A 19,900-nucleotide genomic window follows, 5' to 3' on the forward strand; every position below is an offset into this window, starting at 1 on the left:
ATGAGGGATTGGATTTTAGAAAATACCCTAGCTTCGTTTCAAAATTTTTCTCAGCGAAGGAGAACTTACTATCCAAAGAGTGAAGCCACTCAGTACGGTAATCAATCCGAATAACGAAAAAGCCCGCAGCACAAAAGTGTTAAAGTTGTCCCTTCCTTGATAGTCCATTGTATGGGTCATCCACAGGAAATCGAACCAGCGCCAGTCCCGGTGCCGTACGGTCTGAAAAGAACCATCTGCAAGCGAAACATAGGCTTTCAAATTTTCCTGGGTGTCATAGGAAATCACGTAAGCCGGCAAAGGCTTCCCCCGATACTCATGATGGCTTCCCACCTCCTCGATATATTCCACCTTGCTGACATTTAAATGGGGTAATATATTCTTTTCGGCCACGAGCAGCGCCTCTTCCTTACTGATTGCGTCTTTCACTTTGCCCGTTTTTGCATCGATTAATTGCGATTCATTGATCCAATAATAAGGTTTCCCCGCAATTTCCCTCAATTCCAAAGAGGTAATCGTTAATTGGGTTGCAGTCTTTGTCGGACTTCGTAACTCTTTAAAACCGGTGGGAGTCACTTCCTCGTTGCGAAAATGATCCCCATGGATTTCATCGATATCCGTCCAACTGAAATAGAGTCCGCTAATCGTCCATAGTAGGAACTGTATTCCAAGAATAAGTCCCAAATAGCGGTGTGCCTTCCTTATTCCAAGAGCTGTTTTTCTTTTTACCATCTATTCTATTTTAAAGGTTCTTCTTTGTTCTCCAAGAAAAAAGCCGCTTCCAAGGTAAGGAGCCGATGCCTTTAGAAAAGGCCTATTAATGTCCGACACTATCATCGGTTTCGTCCTCGCAGCAATTGAAACTTGAATTCGCGACATCATGGGCCTCCAGATTCCATTTACATGCCATCATGCCCTTCATGACCGGTAGTGGTCGTTCCTCCCTCTTCGTTCATCATAGACTTTTTACCCTTCAACTGTGCAGCGGCATCTATGGTAAAAGTACCATTGGTAACGATTTCATCCCCATATTCCAGGCCCGAAAGAACAATGTAGCCTCTATTGACGGCATCGCCAACAGTAATCTCGCGCATCTCAAATGTCGGATTATCGGGGTCGGTCTTGATATATACTACGGAGCGTTCCCCTGTCCATAATACGGCACTTTCAGGTATGACCATCGTATCGTGCCGTTTATTTGACGCCACTGCCAAGGAACCTGCCACGAACATTCCCGGTTTGAACCGACCACTTGGATTATTCAAAACGGCACGAACTTCAATAGTTCTTGTCGAGGAATTAAGAATGGGGTCTATAAAGGATATCTTGGCATTGAATTTTTTATCGGGATAGGATTTGGTAACGATGTCGATTTCCTGTCCTTCCTTTAGTAATGAAACCTGGTTCTCGTAAGCATCAAAAACCGCCCATACCGTTCCCAAATTGGCTAGTTTAAATAAAGGTGACCCTTTCTTTACATAATCCCCGGCTTCGACCATGATTTCGGAAACCGTACCGGAAACGTTCGCATATACCGGAAAGTTCTCCTGTACCTTACCTGATTTTTCGATTTGTTCAACTTCCTTTTCCGAGAGTTTCCAAAGCTTCAATTTATTGCGCACCGCTATATACAATTCTGGTTGCGATTCCTTTAAATTTGTGGCCGTGATCAGTTCCTGTTGGGCAGCAATCAGTTCTGGGGAATAAATGGTTGCCAATTGTTGCCCGACCCTTACCTCCTCTCCCTCAAAATTGATAAAGAGCTTTTCGATACGACCATCAAAATAAGAGGCTTGGGTAGCGACCGCTTTTTCGTTTTCCTCAATAGTCCCCGAAAGTTTTAGGGTATTGTCTCCCGAAATACCAGAACCCACTTTGGTGGTTCGAATATCGGCCAATGCCATTGCATTCCTGGTCATTTTGAACTGCCCCGTAGCCATGCCTTCATCGGTTGATTCGGCGGGAATCAGGTCCATACCGCAGATGGGGCAATCACCCGGTTCGGGCTGCATTATCTGCGGATCCATTGAGCATGTCCACATTTGGGCAGATTCCATTTCTTGGCTATGGTCGTGCTCCTCGGTTATTTTTTCGTCAGCGTTATTCCCGAAAATTAGGTATCCGGCCAATAATCCGGCAATAACCGCCAATCCGATGTAAATGATATTTCTATTCATGTTCAATTCTTAAAATGTTAATTACCCAATTTTAATATTCTGAAGGCTCCTCTAATTACAATGGCGAACACAATCGCACCGACAATTAGGTCGGGTATCCTTGATTGCGACCAAAGAACCAATAGACCCGCAACGATTACACCCGTGTTGATAACAACATCGTTGGAAGTAAAAATCATACTGGCCTGCATATGGGCTTCCTTGCTCTTGGATTTTTGTAGTAGATACAGGCAGATGGAATTGGCTAGTAATGCAAGGATTGAAACTGCGATCATGGTTTTGAAATCAGGTATTTCGTCAGATACAAAAAACCGTCGTACCACTTCCACAAAGCCTATGACCGCCAATATCATCTGAAAATATCCGGCTATGGTGGCAATGTTTTTTTTCCTAGCCATGGAACCTCCAACGGCAAAAAGGCTGAGGCCGTAAACAAACGAATCGGCTAACATATCAAGGCTATCGGCTACCAAGCCCATTGATTTCGACAACCATCCGGTAATCATCTCCAAGACAAAAAATGCAAAATTAATCAGTAGTACCGCCCACAATAATGTACGTTGATTTGACTCCTCGAACACTATCGGTTCCTCGGCTTTGGTCGATGAAATAAGTTCGTCGTTAAATTTCAACCCTTGTATCGTCGCACGTATTTTTTCAAGATTCCCTTCATGATAAACCGTTAATTTTCGGTTAGGAATATCGAAAACCATCTTCTTGATTCCCGATAATCCGTCCAGTTTCAACCGTATCATGGATTCTTCGGAAGGGCAATCCATCTTTGCTATTTTGAAAATCGTTTTGTCCATTACGGTTACAAATTAGTCCTTTTGCGGCTCAAGCCGATACCTCATCTTTTTCGTTTGGGCAATTTCTCGTTCCTGTGCCTCAATAGTATCTTCTACAAGCTTGATCGCTTCGGGGTCCTTTAGATGTCCTTTCCAGTTTGTCATGATGGCGGACAAATGCTGCGGTATCATCGCTTTCATCCATTGGGTATCTCCCATGAAGGTCTGTTGACGTAATCCCATAAGGGTTGCGATGAATACAAGAACCGAAACACCAAGAATGATGAAATTCGTTTTCTTGTTCTTGTACATACCCCAGATGAAGAGTAGCATCGTAAAGGCCATGGGTGCTATCATCAAAATGGTCATATAGGTTCGTATATGGCTTGACATTACGTGGTCAGAAACGTCCGCGTTTAGAAACAGGACCCCATACATAATGACAATGGACGTTGCCAACATAAGGCCGAATTTCACATAACTGCCTTTTTTCATTTTATCATCATCCGTTTCGTTTTTATTTCCCATTATCCTATGTTTTCAGATAAGTAATTCTTTGTCAATCTATTTTCGTGGTCCTTAATCTCAAGGCATTCGCAATGACCGAAACGGAACTAAAGCTCATAGCGGTCGCAGCGATCATCGGGGAAAGCAATATTCCAAAAAATGGAAATAGCACACCCGCGGCGATAGGTACGCCTAGGGTATTGTAAACAAGGGCAAAAAACAGGTTTTGCTTAATATTCGCCATTACTTTATCACTAAGGTTACGTGCTTTGACAATGCCGTGCAGATCACCTTTCACCAGGGTTATCGCCGCACTTTCGATGGCGACATCGGTTCCGGTGCCCATGGCGATTCCGACATCACTTTTTGCCAGAGCGGGAGCGTCGTTGATGCCGTCGCCTGCCATAGCCACCGTTTTTCCGTTTTTCTGAAGTTGTTCCACTTCCTTTAATTTATCCTCGGGCAACATTCCGGCCTTAAAATCGGCCAGATTGAGTTCATTGGCCACGGACTGTGCGGTATCATAATTATCGCCTGTCAACATGATCACGGCGATGCCTTTGCCCTGTAGCGTATTAATGGCTCTTTTACTGGTCTCCTTGATTTTGTCCCCAATGACAACGTAGCCGATCACCTCATTGCCAACAGCAAGATAAGAGACCGTTTTACCCTGCTTTTGAAAGGTCTGTGCTTCACTCTTCAGGTTGGTTGACACCATGGCCTTGGCATATTCCATCATTTTTATATTACCAAGGGCGATCGCCTCCCCGTTCACGGTGCCCTCCACTCCCTTTCCGGTTACCGCATTGAACCCATCGGCCTTTAACAATTCGGTTCCCTGTTCCTTTCCATAGTTGACGGTAGCTACGGCCAAAGGATGCTCGCTCATTTGGTTCAACGAAACTATATATTGTAACACTTGCATTTCTGAATACGCTCCTCCGGAAGCACCTACTTTTTCAACGGTTGGTTTTCCTTCGGTAATGGTTCCTGTCTTATCGACGATAAGCGTGTCTACTTTCTCCATCTTCTCCAAGGCCTCTGCATTCTTGATGAGCACTCCGTTTTGTGCGCCTTTGCCCACACCGACCATGACAGACATGGGAGTTGCCAGACCTAACGCACAGGGGCAAGCGATGATCAATACGGCAATCGCATTGACCAGGGCATAGACGTAGGCCGGTTCCGGTCCCAGAATAGCCCAGACACCGAAAGTGACAATGGCGATCAGTACCACTGCGGGAACAAAATACCCGGAAACCTTATCTGCCAGATTTTGTATGGGAGCCTTGCTGCGGCTGGCATCATTGACCATACAAATAATCTGTGATAGCAGCGTATCGGAACCTACCTTTTCGGCCTTCATCAAAAAGGACTGATTGCCGTTGATGGTGCCACTGCTGATTTTGTCCCCTTCAGATTTATATATCGGGATGGGTTCACCGGTAATCATCGATTCATCAATAGAAGTATGTCCTTGCGTCAATATGCCATCCACGGGAATTTTATCCCCAGGCTTTACACGAAGTATATCGCCCAATTCGATTTTGTCGATAGAGATCTCTTCCTCTACCCCATCCTTTACGCGGACAGCCTTATTGGGCGCAAGCTTTAACAGTTCCTTTACGGCGGAATTTGTTTTGCTATGTGCCCGTGCTTCCAAGACCTGCCCTAATAACACAAGGGTCAAGATGACCGTTGCCGCTTCAAAATAGACATGGACACTTCCTGATTCCGATTTGAATTGGGTGGGGAAAAAATCCGGGAAGAACATTCCAAAAACGCTAAAAAGCCATGCCACGCCCGCCCCGATTCCGATAAGCGTAAACATATTCAGGTTCCATGTTTTGATACTTCTGTACGCCCTTTCAAAGAACATCCAAGTAGCATAAAAGACGACCGGAATGGAAAGTACGAACTGGATCCAGTTCCAGTTTTTCTGCTCCATGAGATCGTAGAGTGGATTATCGGACAACATTTCGGACATCGCAACCAGAAAGATGGGCAGCGTAAACACCAAAGCGATCCAAAACTTGTTGAGGAGTTTCTTATAGGTCTTCTCCTCTGCGGAAACGTCCGGTTCCATGGGTACCAAATCCATCCCACAAATAGGACAGCTTCCCGGTTCGTCTTCGACGATCTCGGAATGCATAGGACAGGTATATTGTGTCTCCGAGCTTTTTGAAAGATTTTGTTCCTCGACCAAATCCATTCCGCATACAGGACAATCGCCGGGTTGGTCGTAGGTCTTGTCGCCTTCGCACCGCATCGGGCAATAGAAAGTGCCTGTTACGGTGCTCTTTGGTTTTTCTTCTTTCTTTTCATGGTCATAATGTTCCCCAGGCATACGAATGCTGTATGTGCCTCCATCATTCTGCAGTGCCTCCTTGAGCTTTTCGATAGGAACGTGCTTCTCCATTTGAACGGTCGCCTCGGCTTTTTCCAAATCAACGGAAACCGCGGTCACACCTTCCACTTTTGAAAGTGTCTCGGCTACATGCTTTCGGCAGCCGTCGCAGGTCATTCCGTGTATGTGATAGGTGTGTTTCATCTCCTAGATTTTAGGCAACTTCAATTTCATATTTGGGCCTAAGCGTAGTTCATCTACATGCCCTGCTTTTTCTTCTTCTGTATCCTTGAAGTGCATATGAACAAATGTTGTATGATGGGTAAAAACGGCCTTATGTGACTTAGAATAGAAGCCAATAATCTCTACATCCTTATCTTTCAAAATACCGCTTATCCCCGATTGCTGATGTTTTTGATGTGTATGAACCGAATCCCCTTCAACCCAATCGATAACATGCCATTTCAAAGACTTGGCCTCTCCTGTAATCAAAAAGGGAAATGGTTTTTCCATATTCAAACCCTTCTCTTTAGCTTTCGTTTCTATGAAATCCTCCAACTCTTTCGACATGGTCATTTTTTTAGGTATTTCGACGATTTGCCAGTTCTCCACTTCAGCATATACTAACAGAGCGGCATTTTTGTTGAATGTTCGGTCCAGTACAATTTCGTCTGAATCTACACTTGTATTCAGTGGGTCACCTTTAAATATTTGTATCTCGCCTTTTAAGTCCTCCACAGCCCCAATCGCATATAGGTTTTGTCTGCGCTTTAATGTATCCAATGATATCGTAGCCTTTAAATCTCCAAACATCATCTGCCGTAATGCACCCGAATGCCTCACTTCGTAATCAGATGTGCCTTCACAAGAACTGAATAGGAGTGCAGTTATAAAGCCAATTAAAATCAAATACTTTTTAAATCTCATTATTTTTCAATTGTCGCTACCACCTTACCACACTTGAGCATCTTCTCGCCGTAATAGGGATTTCGAATTTCATCCACATTGGAAATCCAATATCCACCCTTACCATCAAAGGCCATTGGGCAGAATTGTTTATAAATCGTTCCTTCGGATATGGATTCCTTCAACATGGGTTCGACCTTTTCCGTGAAGCCGGAGAAGAGTTCGCGCTGTTTTTCAATATCCGTCGCTTCGGCCATGGCCATAGCCGTTGCTTTCATGTCTTCCCGTTCTTCGGAAAAACTTTCCGCAAGGTTTCCAGCGGCGGTTCGTACTTCCTCAGAATCGGAATTGACCAGTGCCGTCCGTACTTGTTGGTAGTTATGGAAGACCTTTCCGGTCATTTCATCGGAGAAGGAGGCGTCTGCGATATCCGCCATTTGATTTTTTGCTTGTTCTATCTCCTGTTGTGTGCCGATTTTCGCATCTTGTTTGTTTTTATTTTCTCCACAGGATGACAAGGTCATAATGACTGCTGCGGTTACCACTAGCATCTTGTTTTGATTCAAACTGTTTGTTTCACTGATTTTCATTTTTCTAGATATTAGATTAAACATTGATTTTCTATTAATTACATTTTCTTTTTTATTGACTCGTTAAGTAGTTGATGACCGCCATTTGCGAATAGTAGCTTTTTACGGCCTCGATTTGAGTCGTCTGAAACTTCAGTTGTAGTTCCTGAATGTCGAGCACATCGTTAAAGTCGATGGTTCCCGTTTCATAATTTTTAATCAGGATTTCCTCTGCGTTCCTAGCTTGTTTTAAATTCTTCTTTTGTGTGTTGAATTTGATTTTGGCCGCTTCCTTCTTGTTGATGGAGGTATTCAAAACAGTTTCCAATCGGTTTTTTCGATTGGTCTTTTGCGCATTGATTTCCTCTTGACGTAATTCATTTTGCACCGAACGGGATTTGTATCTATTGCTGAAAATGGGAATCGAGAGCGATACCATCGGCATCAAAATGTCCTTACCGTTATCGCTAAAATCCATTCCGGCCCTTTCCGCCACAGGGATATAGTCGAGGCCGAAACCTAGATTGGGATTGGCCTCCCTTTGGTTCAGTATTTCCGATTCAGCTACGGATTCGTAGAGTCTATCGTACTTTTCCAGTTCGGGATGCGGTTCCAATTCCATGGTTATTTGTTCCATTTCATTGGTAATCGCCAGGCTATCAATAAGGTCAATGGCAAGTGTTTCCTTTCGGTTCAAAAGGTTGTTAAAAACACTTTGCTCCGATAAATATTCCTGCATCAATACCTCCTTTTGCTCTTGCAGTTCATTTTGACGGATTTGCAATCGCAATACATCCACTGCGGAGGCGTCGCCCACTTCCACCGAGGTTAAAGCCAAGCGTTCATAGGTTTCCAGCAATTGGATATTTTCGTCCAGAACCTTCTGCTTTTCCTTGATAGCGTATAGTCTGTAGTATGATTGGGAAACAGATAACCGTAGTTTTCGTTTCGCAATAGCGATATCTAAATAATCGACCTCGGCCACAGCATTGGCATAGTTTTCCCTAGCGGTTATCGTGCCGAACCAAGGAAGCATTTGCTTGACCGAAAACCGTGCCTTCTGTGCCCCTGTACGGGTTTCAGGTTCGCTAACAAAGACCCCAGCACTTACTTCTGTATTGGGCAATGCATTCGCTTCGCCCACTCTTTCTTTGGAAATGTTGTAGCGTATTTCAAATGCCTGCACCTCTGGATTATTAGCTTCCGCTTCTAGGATATACGATTCCAAATCCTGGGCATTTACAATGCCCATCATCAGCCCAATTAGTATGCTTCCTATTTTCTTCATTGATTTATCCTTTTAAGTTGCCATTCGCTTTTCCAACTGTACAGTACGGGAACCACAAACAAGGTGATCAGCGCAATCAACATTCCCCCAAAAGACGGAATGGCCATGGGAATCATAATGTCGCTTCCCCTTCCCGTGGAGGTCAAAATGGGCAACAGGGCCAGTATGGTTGTGGCCGTTGTCATCAAACATGGACGAATCCGTTTTTCCCCAGCTTCAACAACCGAAGCCCTAATCTTTTCCAAAGTATTTGGTTGGTTCCGGTCAAAAGTTTGCGTCAGATAGGTGGCCATGACCACGCCATCATCCGTTGCAATACCAAAGAGCGCTATGAATCCTACCCATACGGCTACACTTAAATTGATAGTGTGCATTTGAAATAGGTCACGAAGGTTCTCTCCGAAAAAATTAAAATTCAGGAACCAATCTTGACCATAGAGCCATATCATTAGGAATCCCCCCGCAAAGGCTACCGCTATTCCCGTAAAGACCATCAACGAAGTGGATACGGAACGAAATTGGAAATATAGAATCAAAAAGATAATGAACAAGGCTAAAGGCACAACCACCGATAATGTTTTTTCCGCCCGTAACTGGTTTTCATAAGTACCCGTAAATTGGTAGTTAATACCTTTGGGTACGACCAACTCGCCTTCATTGATTTTTTCTTGAATCAGGGCTTGGGCGTTTTCAACCACGTTCACTTCTGCAAAACCATCCAATTTATCGAACAGTACATACCCGACTAAAAACGTATCCTCACTTTTGATGACCTGAGGGCCTTTTTCATAGCGTATCGAGACCAATTCACTCAACGGGACGGGACTTCCTTTTGATACCGGAACATAGATGTTCTTGATGTCTGTCGGATTTTCCCGAAGTTCCCTTGGATAGCGAACCCGAACGCCGTAGCGTTCCCTTCCCTCAACGGTCTGGGTAAGGGTCATCCCGCCAACGGCCACCTCCAAAATCCGTTGCACGTCCTCGATGAGGATGCCATATCTTGCTAAAGCTTCCCTATCGATATCGATGAGGAGATACGGTTTGCCAACTATTCTATCCGCAAATACGGCCTCATCTTTTACCCCTTCCGCTTCCTTTAGAATATTTTCCAGTTGGATTCCAAAAGCCTCGATTTGACGTAGATCCTGTCCTTTGACCTTGATGCCCATGGGTGCCCGCATTCCCGTCTGGAGCATGACCAAGCGGGTCTCGATAGGCTGTAGTTTGGGTGCGGACGTTACCCCCGGCAATCGGGTTACGCTTACGATTTCGTTCCAAATATCATCGGGAGAATTGATTTCGGGGCGCCATTGCCTAAAATATTCACCGCCCGGGTCGGCAATCAGATTTTCGAATGTTATTTCGGAAAAACGTTCTATGTCCGAGTCCTTATATTCTGAGGTTTCGTCATCCATAATGGTGTTCGGATTCAGTACGAAATTTCCATCCCTTAATTCAAACAGACCGTCTGCATTGACCTTGAACCGTAGGCGTTCGCCTTTTTCGTTTCGTAGATACTCGGATTTGTATTGGATGATGTTTTCATACATAGACATCGGAGCCGGGTCAAGTGCGGATTCCGTCCGTCCCGCTTTACCCACCACGGTCTCGATTTCAGGGATGCTGGCCACAGCCATATCCAACTGTTGCAACACCCGCTTGTTTTCCGCGACCCCCGCATGGGGAAGCGAGGTGGGCATCAAAAGAAAAGATCCTTCATTGAGTGCCGGCATAAACTCCTTTCCCGTGTTCTGCATGATCAACACCCCTAAAACGACGATTACCGTTGGTATGGAGAGAAACACCAGTTTGTTGCGCAACGCCCAACGAAGTATTTGGGTGTAGTATTTTCTGAAAAGGATGAAAACGCCCAGCAACCCAAAGCATATCAATCCTACAAAAAACAGGTTGATAATAATACTTCTATCGAAGCCTAAGGGCCTCCAATAGGTAGCTAGTAAGAATACAACAGCTGTTGCGGAAATAATGACGTTCAAGAGGCTGGCCTGTTTTTCCGAAAGCGAGAACCCGTTGAACAAACGCCCTGCTAGTTCAGCATTCTTTAAAGGGCGTACCGTTCCAAACGCCATTAAGACCAGTCCTAACCAAAAGCCGTACACTACCGCGATAAGTCCAACAATGACGAGTAGTACACTGAATACGTACCCCATAACACTCTTGCTGCGTTTCTTTTTAAAGAGGAAAGCCGCAAAGGGCGGAATTAAAAACATCGCAACGATAATGGAAGCCGTTAGTGCAAAGGTTTTTGTGAACGCCAATGGACGGAACAACTTTCCTTCGGCACCAATCATCGTAAACACGGGAATAAAACTGATAATGGTCGTCATTACCGCCGTTAAAATTGCTCCCGAAACTTCAGCCGATGCATTGTAAACCACTTCGTTGATGGGGAGCTTATCCTTATTTTCGTCCAGATGTCGAATAATGTTTTCTGAAAGAATGACCCCGACATCCACCATGGTACCGATGGCAATAGCGATGCCCGAAAGGGCCACGATGTTGGCATCGACCCCAAAGAGTTTCATGGCAATAAAGACCATCAGGACGGCCACGGGCAATAGCCCGGAAATCAAAACGGAGGCCCGCAGGTTGAATACCATGATAATGATGACCAGAATCGTGATCAGTATTTCCAAGGTCAATGCTTCGTTGAGCGTTCCGAGGGTCTCCTGAATCAGTTCGGTACGGTCGTAGAAGGGAACAATCGTTACTTGTGAGGTCCTTCCGTCATTCAATTCCTTGGAGGGAAGTCCCGGGCTCAGTTCCTGTATCTTCTCCTTGACGTTGTTGATGACCTCCAAGGGATTTACACCGTATCGGGCCACTACCACGCCTCCGACCACTTCTGCTCCTTCCTTATCGAGAATGCCACGCCGAACGGCAGGGCCGAGGGAGACATTGGCAACATCCTTTATCCTGATAGCGGTAAAGTCCTCCGAAGTAACCACCGCATTTTTAATATCATCGAGTGATTCCACATAGCCGAGGCCACGTACCAGATATTCCGCTTGGTTGATTTCCAAGGTCTGTGCGCCAATATCCCTGTTGCTCTGCTTCACGGCCTTGACCACCTGACCTAGACCGATATTGTACTGTTTCATCAGTTCGGGATCGACATCAATTTGGTATTCCTGCACATAACCACCAATGGAGGCCACTTCGGAAACGCCGCTTGCGGAAGAAAGCGCGTATTTTACGTAGTAGTCTTGAATGCTACGTAACTCCTGCAAGTCCCAACCACCGGTTACGTTTCCTTCTTCGTCCCTTCCTTCGAGGGTGTACCAGAAAATTTGGCCCAATCCCGTGGCATCGGGCCCCAGAGCCGGGTTTACGCCTTCTGGTAAAAGATTGCTTGGAAGCGAATTTAATTTCTCAAGGATTCGGCTACGGCTCCAATAGAATTCCACATCCTCTTCAAAGATGATGTAGATACTGGAAAAACCGAACATCGAAGAACTCCGTATCGTCCTGACCCCCGGAATGCCCAATAGCGAGGTGGTCAACGGATAGGAAATCTGGTCCTCGATGTCCTGAGGGGAACGTCCCGGCCATTTTGTAAAGACGATCTGTTGGTTCTCCCCGATATCGGGAATGGCATCCACAGCAACGGGGTCGCTCGGCAGGATACCCGTTTCCCAATTGAAAGGTGCGTTCACCATCCCCCAACCCACGAATAGGAGCAGTAACAATATCGCCACCAGTTTGTTCTCGACAAGAAATTTAATGCCTTTGTTCAGCATGTGCATTGATGATTAAACATTAGAAATAGTGCTGGCCTACACCAGCGGTAAACAGGTTTGGCCCAAAAACAGTGGATACTGTTGGGCTTTATTTCTAAAATTTAAAAATCAAATGAGGAAGGTCTGATCCAGAATCTGTACATCCCGTATCAGCGGAGGGGGCGAATAGTCCCTGAAGGGAACTACGTTTTCATCGAATTTTTCAAAAAGGTTGATGTAGCAATAAACGAAAGAGGCAACGAACACTTGTTGGTCCAAGGAAAGCTGATTAGAGGATGTCTTTAGGTCATCTTGACCCTCGATCACAACTTCCACATCCGAGCAACAGTGCATTTCAAGTGCCTTGTCCATGACGTTGCAAGCCGTGGATGACCGAGCTACTTCCGTCTTCATGATACAGGTATCCACTTCTTCAAAAAGACTAAAATCCACCAAATGTTCCCCACAATAATGCATGTCCACAGAAAAGCTCATGGTGGAGAACAGCACAATAAGTGCCATTGAAATAGATGCTATTTTTCGAAGGACTTCTTTCATTGGTTTTGCAAAATTACGAAATTTAAAGATTCGTTTTTTTACTTTGATGATTTTTTGGGTAGCTCAATCGGATAAAAACGACCAAACAGGCCATTTAGTTATCTTCAGTTATAAGCCTCCGAACCCGACTTCATCGACACCATACTACATTAACGAATATTTAAGCGCTTTCGTATTGTAAGTTATACATGAAAAATCGACATTTGAACCGTAATAGCATATGATTGCCATGAAACTTGACTTGCGCCCCAAGGTACTGGAAATATTAAAAGCTGAAATTCCTGTGGAAGCCCGGCTGCAGAAACTCTGCGAATTGTTACAAGAAGAGGTCGACTATTACGACTGGGTCGGATTCTACTTCCGAAACGGGAACAAGGAAGAACTAAAGCTTGGGCCCTATGCCGGGGAACCTACCGACCACACGATCATTCCTTTCGGGAAAGGAATCTGTGGCCAGGTCGCGGTAAGCAACCAAAATTTTGTCGTGCCGGATGTGAATGCACAGGATAACTACATTGCGTGCAGCATTACCGTAAAGGCCGAAATTGTAGTCCCTTTATTCGTAAACGGGGAAAATATTGGTCAAATTGATATTGATAGTAATACTCCAGATCCCTTCACAGCGGAAGACGAACGGTTTTTGGAATTCGTCAATGAGGAAGTGGCCGCTCTTTTGACATAATTCGCCGATGCCTATATCTTGATTTTTGGCCACTTGCCACAAAAAGGCCGGTACCGTGGATTTGATAGCAAATACCAAGGATGATATAAAAATCCATCCCATGCATTTATAAAGGATAGATTTTTTGAGTCAAGCCAGTTTTCACACTTTCAGCGTCTGGGAAATCAAAATCAGCGGCACCATGTCGATGTTCGCCGAACCCTTGAAAATCGACGGAAAAAGAGGGAAACCGTCAGTTCTTACGATGAATGGCACATAACGTTTAAAACTTTAACGGTTTTGTTGATAACCTTAGGATTTTATTGCCCTTAAAAAATTTATTTTTGTGCCTCTAATCCACAACTCGAAAGACACCAAAATGAGTAACAAAAAAGCCACCTCAGCCCTTGTTTCAGTATTTCATAAAGACGGTTTGGAACCTATCGTCAAAAAGTTCCAGGAATTGGGAATCACTATTTACTCAACCGGTGGTACCGAGAAATTTATTAGGGACTTGGGTATCGATGTAGTGCCCGTAGAGGAAGTGACCAGTTACCCATCGATTCTGGGCGGTAGGGTCAAAACATTGCATCCCAAGGTGTTCGGGGGTATATTGAACCGACAGGACAACGAGGGGGATGTTGCCCAGTTGGAGGAGTTTGAGATTCCCCAACTCGATATTGTCATCGTTGACCTATATCCCTTCGAAAAAACGGTTGCTAGTGGTGCTACGGAGCAAGAAATCATCGAAAAAATCGATATTGGGGGCATTTCGTTGATCCGCGCTGCCGCCAAGAACTACCAAGACGTGCTTTGTGTTTCCTCCATGGAGGATTATGAAGAGTTTCTTGGGCTGATCACCGATGGAAACGGAAGTACTACCCTGGAAGACCGTCGTCGTTTTGCCGCAAAGTCATTCAACGTGTCCTCTCATTACGACACGGCCATCTTCAACTATTTTAACAAAGACCATGCAATAGCTGCCCTAAAAATTAGTGAAACGAATGGAAAAGTATTGCGTTACGGAGAAAATCCGCATCAACGCGGGTTCTTTTTTGGGGATTTTGAGGCGATGTTTACCAAACTGCACGGTAAGGAACTATCCTACAATAATTTGCTCGATGTCGATGCCGCCGTATTATTGATGAACGAGTTCAAAAAAGACGACCCCACTTTTGCCATTTTAAAACATAACAACGCCTGTGGACTGGCAACAAGGGAGACCATTCATCAAGCGTATTTAGACGCTTTGGCGGGCGATCCGGTTTCAGCCTTTGGAGGCATTCTGATCAGTAATGTGGCAATAGACAAACCGACCGCGGCCGAAATTCACCAATTGTTCTGTGAGGTGGTCATCGCACCCAGCTATTCCGATGACGCTTTGGAAATCCTAAAGGGAAAGAAAAATCGCATTATCTTGATCCAAAATGAAGTCGATTTGCCCGATACCATTGTCAGGACTTGTCTAAACGGGGTTTTGGTACAGGATAAGGACCATAAGACCGATACGGTTGCCGAATTGCAATATGTAACCGAAAAAGAGCCTTCAAAGAGGGAATTGGAAGACCTGATCTTCGCTTCCAAACTCTGTAAGCATACCAAATCGAACACCATCGTGCTTGCTAAAAATAAACAATTATGCGCTAGCGGTACCGGACAAACATCACGCGTAGATGCTTTGAACCAGGCCATTCACAAAGCTAAGTCGTTCAATTTTGACCTTAAGGGAGCGGTCATGGCGAGCGATGCTTTCTTTCCTTTCCCGGATTGTGTAGAAATTTCGCATAAAAACGGTATTTCGAGCGTTATACAGCCGGGTGGGTCTATCAAAGACCAATTGAGCATCGACTATTGTAATGAAAACGGGGTGGCCATGGTAATGACCGGCACCCGTCATTTTAAGCATTAATTTCATTATTTTTGTCGATGAAACATACGCCCCACTCGAACTAGTAACATAACCAAACAAATTAAAATGGGATTTTTTGATTTCTTGACCGAGGAAATCGCTATCGATCTAGGTACTGCGAACACCCTCATAATCCACATGGACAAAGTAGTCGTGGACAGTCCCTCTATTGTGGCCAGAGACCGTATTTCCGGTAAAATAATAGCTGTCGGTAAGGAAGCCAATATGATGCAGGGCAAGACCCATGAAAACATCAAGACCATACGGCCGTTGAAAGATGGGGTCATCGCGGATTTTGATGCTTCCGAAAAGATGATCAATATGTTCATCAAGAATATTCCGGCATTAAAGAAGAAGTGGTTCCCCCCTGCCTTGCGAATGGTTATCTGCATTCCCTCCGGAATTACCGAAGTAGAGATGCGTGCCGTTAAGGAATCTGCGGAGCGTGTGAACGGAAAAGAGGTATACCTTATTCACGAGCCCATGGCCGCCGCCATCGGTATCGGTTTGGATATCATGCAGCCCAAAGGCAATATGATTGTCGATATAGGAGGAGGTACTACGGAAATCGCGGTAATCGCCCTAGGTGGAATCGTTTGTGACAAATCGGTTAAAATTGCTGGTGATGTCTTCACCAACGACATCATTTATTACATGCGTACGCAGCACAATCTATATGTCGGCGAAAGCACGGCAGAGAATATCAAAATAGAAATCGGTTCCGCTACCGAGGACCTGCAAAATCCTCCCGACGAAAAGTCGGTGCAGGGGCGCGACCTGTTAACGGGAAAACCAAAACAAGTACAAATTTCCTATCGCGAGATTGCCAAGGCGTTAGACAAATCGATTCTTCGCGTAGAGGATGCGGTGATGGAAACCTTGTCACAGACCCCCCCTGAACTAGCCGCCGATATATACAATACCGGAATCTATCTGGCTGGCGGTGGATCTATGTTACGGGGATTGGACAGAAGACTATCCCAAAAAACCGATCTTCCGGTGTATATCGCCGAAGACCCTTTAAGAGCAGTGGTAAGAGGAACCGGAATTGCCTTGAAAAACCTAGAGCGTTACAAGAGTATTCTAATTAAATGATAATATCTGGAATTTAGGGAAATAGCGTAAAGCTATGCGATTAAGCATATGGTCATTCGATCAAATCCCCTTCTATCTCTTCCTTTTGAATCTTCGAGTATAGCTAAAATTAGATCGTGAATGCAACAGATCATCAATTTTGTAATACGGAATAAAGACTTTTTGCTGTACCTATTCCTATTGATGGTTTCCTTAGGCTTTACCATTCAGTCGCACTCGTACCACCAATCGCGTTTTTTTAATTCCTCAAATTGGATTACCGGTGGTATATACGGTACGTTCAACAGTATCTCCTCTTACTTTGGACTCTCGGAAGAAAATCAAAAGTTGGTGGAAGAAAATCAACGATTACGGAGATTACTGTTCAATGCGCGGGTCGGGGACACTGTGCAAATAGACTCTGCGCAAATGGTATATACTATAGCTACGGGACAGGTTATCAAAAATAGTTATGCCGACCCCCGGAATTATATCACGATCAATAGGGGAAGTAGGGACAGCATACAACCCGATATGGGAGTCATTACCCAAAAAGGCATCCTCGGTATCGTCGAAAACACTTCAAGTCGTTACGCTACGGTGCAAAGTATCTTGAACGAGAAATCAACTATCAATGCCAAACTTAAGAATACCAACCACTTTGGGTCATTGGTTTGGGATACCGAGAAATACAACGTAGTACAACTGATAGATATTCCCAGGCTGGTACCGCTAACGGTGGGCGATACCATCGTAACCGGTGGTATGAGCAGTATTTTCCCGGAAAATATCCCAATAGGTACTATTCAAAAGTTTGACTTGGATACCTCGAAAAGTTTTTATCGTATCGATGTAAGCCTATTTAATGATATGACCAACATCAAGAACGTTTATATCGTAAACAATACCGATCGGGAACAGATTCTGGAACTCGAAGCGGAAACCGTAAATGAGCAATAGCTATTTTGTAAATATCATCAGGTTTACATTGCTTGTACTTGTACAAGTATTGGTCTTCAATAGGCTTAACTTTTTCGGGTTCATCAATCCGATGGTCTACATCCTGTTTCTTTATTGGTATCCCATCAAGGAAAATAGGGCGGCCTTCATCGGCCTTAGTTTTTTGCTCGGACTTTTCATTGATCTTTTTTCCGATACGATGGCCATTCATGCGGCATCCACGGTGACGATTGCCTATATACGGCCCGCAATTATGCGATTCGTTTTTGGGGTAAATATCGAATTTCAAAGTTTTAGGCTTTCCAGCAGTACGAAAGCACAACAATTTACATTTTTGGCGTTATTAATAGTAGTGCACCACACTGTATTCTTTACCTTAGAGCTATTCAGTTTTTCCAACATATTGCTGATTCTCAAAAAAGTATTGGCCATAGGAATGGCAAGTTTGGTGCTCTGCCTTTTGTTCAGTTCACTTTTTAGCGTTCGAAAAGAATGAAGAAACTACTACTCTCCTCCATTATTGTTATCATCGGGATTACTTTTCTCGGCAGGCTGAGCTATTTGCAAATCTTTAGTTTTTCCCCTGACCAACTGTTGGAGGACCCCGCTATCAAAGCAATCTACGACTATCCGGAACGGGGCTATATCTACGATCGTAATGGTAAGTTGCTCGTTGGTAATGATCCTGCCTATGATGTGATGGTCATTCCTAGGGAAGTAAAACCACTCGACACCCTTGAATTCTGTAAACTACTGGGTATCGATAAGGAAAAGTTTGTAAAGGAATTGAAAAAAGCACGGGTGTATTCCCCAAGATTGCCCTCGGTTTTTGTTCCCCAACTTTCCAAACAAGACTATGCGCGGCTTCAGGAAAAGATGCGTCATTACCATGGTTTCTATATTCAAAAACGCTCTTTGCGCTATTACGATACCCCAAGTGCCGCGAACGTGCTCGGTTACATTAGTGAGGTGAACGAACGGGATATCCAAAAAAATCCATACTACACGCAAGGAGAGTTGACCGGGCGTACCGGCGTTGAAAAGGTGTATGAGGATACCCTGAGGGGTAGAAAAGGAGTTCAATACATACAAAAAGACCGATTTAACCGGGATATCGGAAAATACAAAGATGGAACGCTGGATGTAGAACCGGAGCAAGGTAAGGAAATACATATCACGATCGACAAGGAACTGCAGGAGTATGGAGAACGATTGATGCATGGGAAATGGGGTGGCATCGTGGCGATCGAACCGTCTTCGGGAGAAATTTTGTCCATGATTTCCGGCCCGACCTATGACCCTTCGTTACTCGTAGGACGCAAGCGATCGGCGAATTATAGTAAGCTACATTATGATACCATCTCCAAACCTACCTTTGACCGATCGATCTTGGCCGAGGGCTCCCCTGGTTCTCCCTTCAAAATACTGAATGCCCTTGTGGCGCTCCAGGAAAATGCGATTCAACCTACTACCACTTTTCAATGCTATAACGGCTTTTATGTCGGTAGAACAAAACGAGGCTGCCATTGTGGTGGAGGTATGCGAAACATGCACGTGGGCATCTACAACTCATGCAACGCCTATTTTGCCGGAACCTTTCGAAAGATTTACGAACAATACGAAACGACCGATGAAGCGCATGATGTCTGGGAAAAACACGTAAAGAGTTTTGGACTGGGCAACTATTTGGGGTCAGATCTGCATACCGGGAGAAAAGGACGGATTCCGAGTAAAGAGTACTATGATAAATGGTACGGGGATAATCGTTGGTCCTCTTCCTATATCATATCCAATTCCATAGGTCAGGGAGAGGTGGCCGTTACCCCTATCCAGCTTGCGAATATGACCGCTGCCATCGCCAACCGTGGACATTATTATACCCCTCACCTGATAAAAAAGGTAGAGGGTAAAGACATTACGGTGCCCGATTTTGTAAAACCCAAACATACAACAATCGACAAAAGACATTTTGAACCCGTCATCCAAGGAATGGCCGATGTGTACAATAAAGGTACGGCGCGATGGGTGCAGATACCCGATATCTCCATCGCGGGAAAAACCGGTACCGTTGAAAACTTTACCAAAATAGACGGGGTCAAGACCCAATTGACCGATCATTCCGTATTCATAGCATTTGCCCCTGTCGAAAATCCAAAAATTGCCATTGCCGTCTATATTGAAAATGGGTATTACGGCGCCCGCTATGGCGGGCATATCGCTTCCTTGATGATTGAAAAATATATCAAGGGCAAGATTACCCGAAAAGACCTGGAAAATCGCATGCTGGAAAGAACCTTGCTCCACGAATATTCCAAACCCTATAGTGGGGAGGAGTTCAAAATTAACGAACATGACTGGAGCCAACATGCCAAGAAACCCGAAACCGAACTGGAACTATTTCAAAGATGACCGA

Annotated in this window: 15 protein-coding genes and 1 pseudogene; 6 read left to right on the top strand and 10 right to left on the bottom strand. The window is 44.7% G+C overall.

Features of this window, described 5'->3' with window-relative positions:
• Positions 1 to 27: 27 nt before the first annotated feature.
• The 10 genes and pseudogenes from FK220_RS19225 to FK220_RS19270 form a co-directional block, all read right to left on the bottom strand.
• The gene (locus FK220_RS19225; RefSeq protein WP_152575989.1) at positions 28 to 732 is read right to left on the bottom strand and encodes a PepSY domain-containing protein; all 705 of its coding nucleotides are present in this window, start codon (positions 730 to 732) and stop codon (positions 28 to 30) included.
• A 170-nt stretch (positions 733 to 902) separates the two neighbouring features.
• Positions 903 to 2,177, bottom strand: a pseudogene (locus FK220_RS19230) (efflux RND transporter periplasmic adaptor subunit); the annotation flags it as partial.
• 17 nt (positions 2,178 to 2,194) lie between these two features.
• Positions 2,195 to 2,986, bottom strand: a complete 792-nt coding sequence (locus tag FK220_RS19235; protein WP_152575991.1) for a cation transporter — start codon at positions 2,984 to 2,986, stop codon at positions 2,195 to 2,197.
• Between the two features lie 12 nt (positions 2,987 to 2,998).
• On the bottom strand, positions 2,999 to 3,493 hold the full coding sequence (locus FK220_RS19240; RefSeq protein WP_317168350.1) for a DUF305 domain-containing protein: 495 nt from the start codon (positions 3,491 to 3,493) through the stop codon (positions 2,999 to 3,001).
• Positions 3,494 to 3,524: 31 nt separating this feature from the next.
• A complete protein-coding gene (locus FK220_RS19245) occupies positions 3,525 to 6,023 on the bottom strand; it encodes a heavy metal translocating P-type ATPase (protein ID WP_152575992.1) in 2,499 nt (832 codons plus the stop codon).
• 3 nt (positions 6,024 to 6,026) lie between these two features.
• Complete coding sequence (locus FK220_RS19250; RefSeq protein ID WP_152575993.1) at positions 6,027 to 6,746, bottom strand: acetolactate decarboxylase; 720 nt, start codon at positions 6,744 to 6,746, stop codon at positions 6,027 to 6,029.
• On the bottom strand, positions 6,746 to 7,315 hold the full coding sequence (locus FK220_RS19255) for a DUF3347 domain-containing protein (protein WP_238719121.1): 570 nt from the start codon (positions 7,313 to 7,315) through the stop codon (positions 6,746 to 6,748). Before FK220_RS19255 ends, FK220_RS19250 begins: the two co-directional genes overlap by 1 nt.
• Before the next feature lie 52 nt (positions 7,316 to 7,367).
• Positions 7,368 to 8,582, bottom strand: coding sequence for a TolC family protein (locus FK220_RS19260; protein WP_152575994.1), 1,215 nt, complete (start codon positions 8,580 to 8,582; stop codon positions 7,368 to 7,370).
• Entirely contained in the window at positions 8,579 to 12,346 is a 3,768-nt protein-coding gene (locus FK220_RS19265; RefSeq protein ID WP_152575995.1) for an efflux RND transporter permease subunit, read from the bottom strand. The genes FK220_RS19260 and FK220_RS19265 overlap by 4 nt, the downstream gene beginning before the upstream one ends.
• 108 nt (positions 12,347 to 12,454) lie before the next feature.
• Positions 12,455 to 12,883: an HYC_CC_PP family protein gene (locus FK220_RS19270; RefSeq protein ID WP_152575996.1), complete on the bottom strand. Its 429-nt coding sequence runs from the start codon at positions 12,881 to 12,883 to the stop codon at positions 12,455 to 12,457.
• Positions 12,884 to 13,112: 229 nt separating this feature from the next.
• Between FK220_RS19270 and FK220_RS19275 the strand changes: the two genes are divergently transcribed.
• The 6 genes from FK220_RS19275 to mrdA all read left to right on the top strand — a co-directional run bounded on the left by FK220_RS19275 (position 13,113) and on the right by mrdA (position 19,896).
• Positions 13,113 to 13,565: a GAF domain-containing protein gene (locus FK220_RS19275; protein WP_152575997.1), complete on the top strand. Its 453-nt coding sequence runs from the start codon at positions 13,113 to 13,115 to the stop codon at positions 13,563 to 13,565.
• Positions 13,566 to 13,923: 358 nt separating this feature from the next.
• Positions 13,924 to 15,453, top strand: coding sequence for a bifunctional phosphoribosylaminoimidazolecarboxamide formyltransferase/IMP cyclohydrolase (gene purH / locus FK220_RS19280; protein ID WP_152575998.1), 1,530 nt, complete (start codon positions 13,924 to 13,926; stop codon positions 15,451 to 15,453).
• A gap of 66 nt (positions 15,454 to 15,519) precedes the next feature.
• Positions 15,520 to 16,548, top strand: coding sequence for a rod shape-determining protein (locus FK220_RS19285; protein ID WP_152575999.1), 1,029 nt, complete (start codon positions 15,520 to 15,522; stop codon positions 16,546 to 16,548).
• 120 nt (positions 16,549 to 16,668) lie between these two features.
• Positions 16,669 to 17,487, top strand: coding sequence for a rod shape-determining protein MreC (gene mreC, locus FK220_RS19290; RefSeq protein WP_152576000.1), 819 nt, complete (start codon positions 16,669 to 16,671; stop codon positions 17,485 to 17,487).
• On the top strand, positions 17,477 to 17,983 hold the full coding sequence (gene mreD / locus FK220_RS19295) for a rod shape-determining protein MreD (RefSeq protein ID WP_152576001.1): 507 nt from the start codon (positions 17,477 to 17,479) through the stop codon (positions 17,981 to 17,983). The genes mreC and mreD overlap by 11 nt, the downstream gene beginning before the upstream one ends.
• Positions 17,980 to 19,896 (top strand): penicillin-binding protein 2, encoded by a 1,917-nt coding sequence (gene mrdA / locus FK220_RS19300; RefSeq protein ID WP_152576002.1) that lies wholly within the window; start codon positions 17,980 to 17,982, stop codon positions 19,894 to 19,896. The genes mreD and mrdA overlap by 4 nt, the downstream gene beginning before the upstream one ends.
• The last annotated feature ends 4 nt before the right edge of the window (positions 19,897 to 19,900 follow it).

The sequence above is a fragment of the Pelagihabitans pacificus genome, from assembly GCF_009371985.2.
Lineage (GTDB): Bacteria > Bacteroidota > Bacteroidia > Flavobacteriales > Flavobacteriaceae > Pelagihabitans > Pelagihabitans pacificus.

Bases quoted from the DNA above. Each gene is read 5' to 3' on its own strand.
- FK220_RS19225 (WP_152575989.1), bottom strand. From the start codon at position 732: ATGGTAAAAAGAAAAACAGCTCTTGGAATAAGGAAGGCACACCGCTAT.
- mrdA (WP_152576002.1), top strand. From the start codon at position 17,980: ATGAAGAAACTACTACTCTCCTCCATTATTGTTATCATCGGGATTACT.
- FK220_RS19285 (WP_152575999.1), top strand. From the start codon at position 15,520: ATGGGATTTTTTGATTTCTTGACCGAGGAAATCGCTATCGATCTAGGT.
- mreC (WP_152576000.1), top strand. From the start codon at position 16,669: ATGCAACAGATCATCAATTTTGTAATACGGAATAAAGACTTTTTGCTG.
- mreD (WP_152576001.1), top strand. From the start codon at position 17,477: ATGAGCAATAGCTATTTTGTAAATATCATCAGGTTTACATTGCTTGTA.
- FK220_RS19245 (WP_152575992.1), bottom strand. From the start codon at position 6,023: ATGAAACACACCTATCACATACACGGAATGACCTGCGACGGCTGCCGA.
- FK220_RS19255 (WP_238719121.1), bottom strand. From the start codon at position 7,315: ATGAAAATCAGTGAAACAAACAGTTTGAATCAAAACAAGATGCTAGTG.
- FK220_RS19270 (WP_152575996.1), bottom strand. From the start codon at position 12,883: ATGAAAGAAGTCCTTCGAAAAATAGCATCTATTTCAATGGCACTTATT.
- FK220_RS19235 (WP_152575991.1), bottom strand. From the start codon at position 2,986: ATGGACAAAACGATTTTCAAAATAGCAAAGATGGATTGCCCTTCCGAA.
- FK220_RS19275 (WP_152575997.1), top strand. From the start codon at position 13,113: ATGAAACTTGACTTGCGCCCCAAGGTACTGGAAATATTAAAAGCTGAA.
- FK220_RS19265 (WP_152575995.1), bottom strand. From the start codon at position 12,346: ATGCTGAACAAAGGCATTAAATTTCTTGTCGAGAACAAACTGGTGGCG.
- FK220_RS19250 (WP_152575993.1), bottom strand. From the start codon at position 6,746: ATGAGATTTAAAAAGTATTTGATTTTAATTGGCTTTATAACTGCACTC.
- FK220_RS19240 (WP_317168350.1), bottom strand. From the start codon at position 3,493: ATGGGAAATAAAAACGAAACGGATGATGATAAAATGAAAAAAGGCAGT.
- purH (WP_152575998.1), top strand. From the start codon at position 13,924: ATGAGTAACAAAAAAGCCACCTCAGCCCTTGTTTCAGTATTTCATAAA.
- FK220_RS19260 (WP_152575994.1), bottom strand. From the start codon at position 8,582: ATGAAGAAAATAGGAAGCATACTAATTGGGCTGATGATGGGCATTGTA.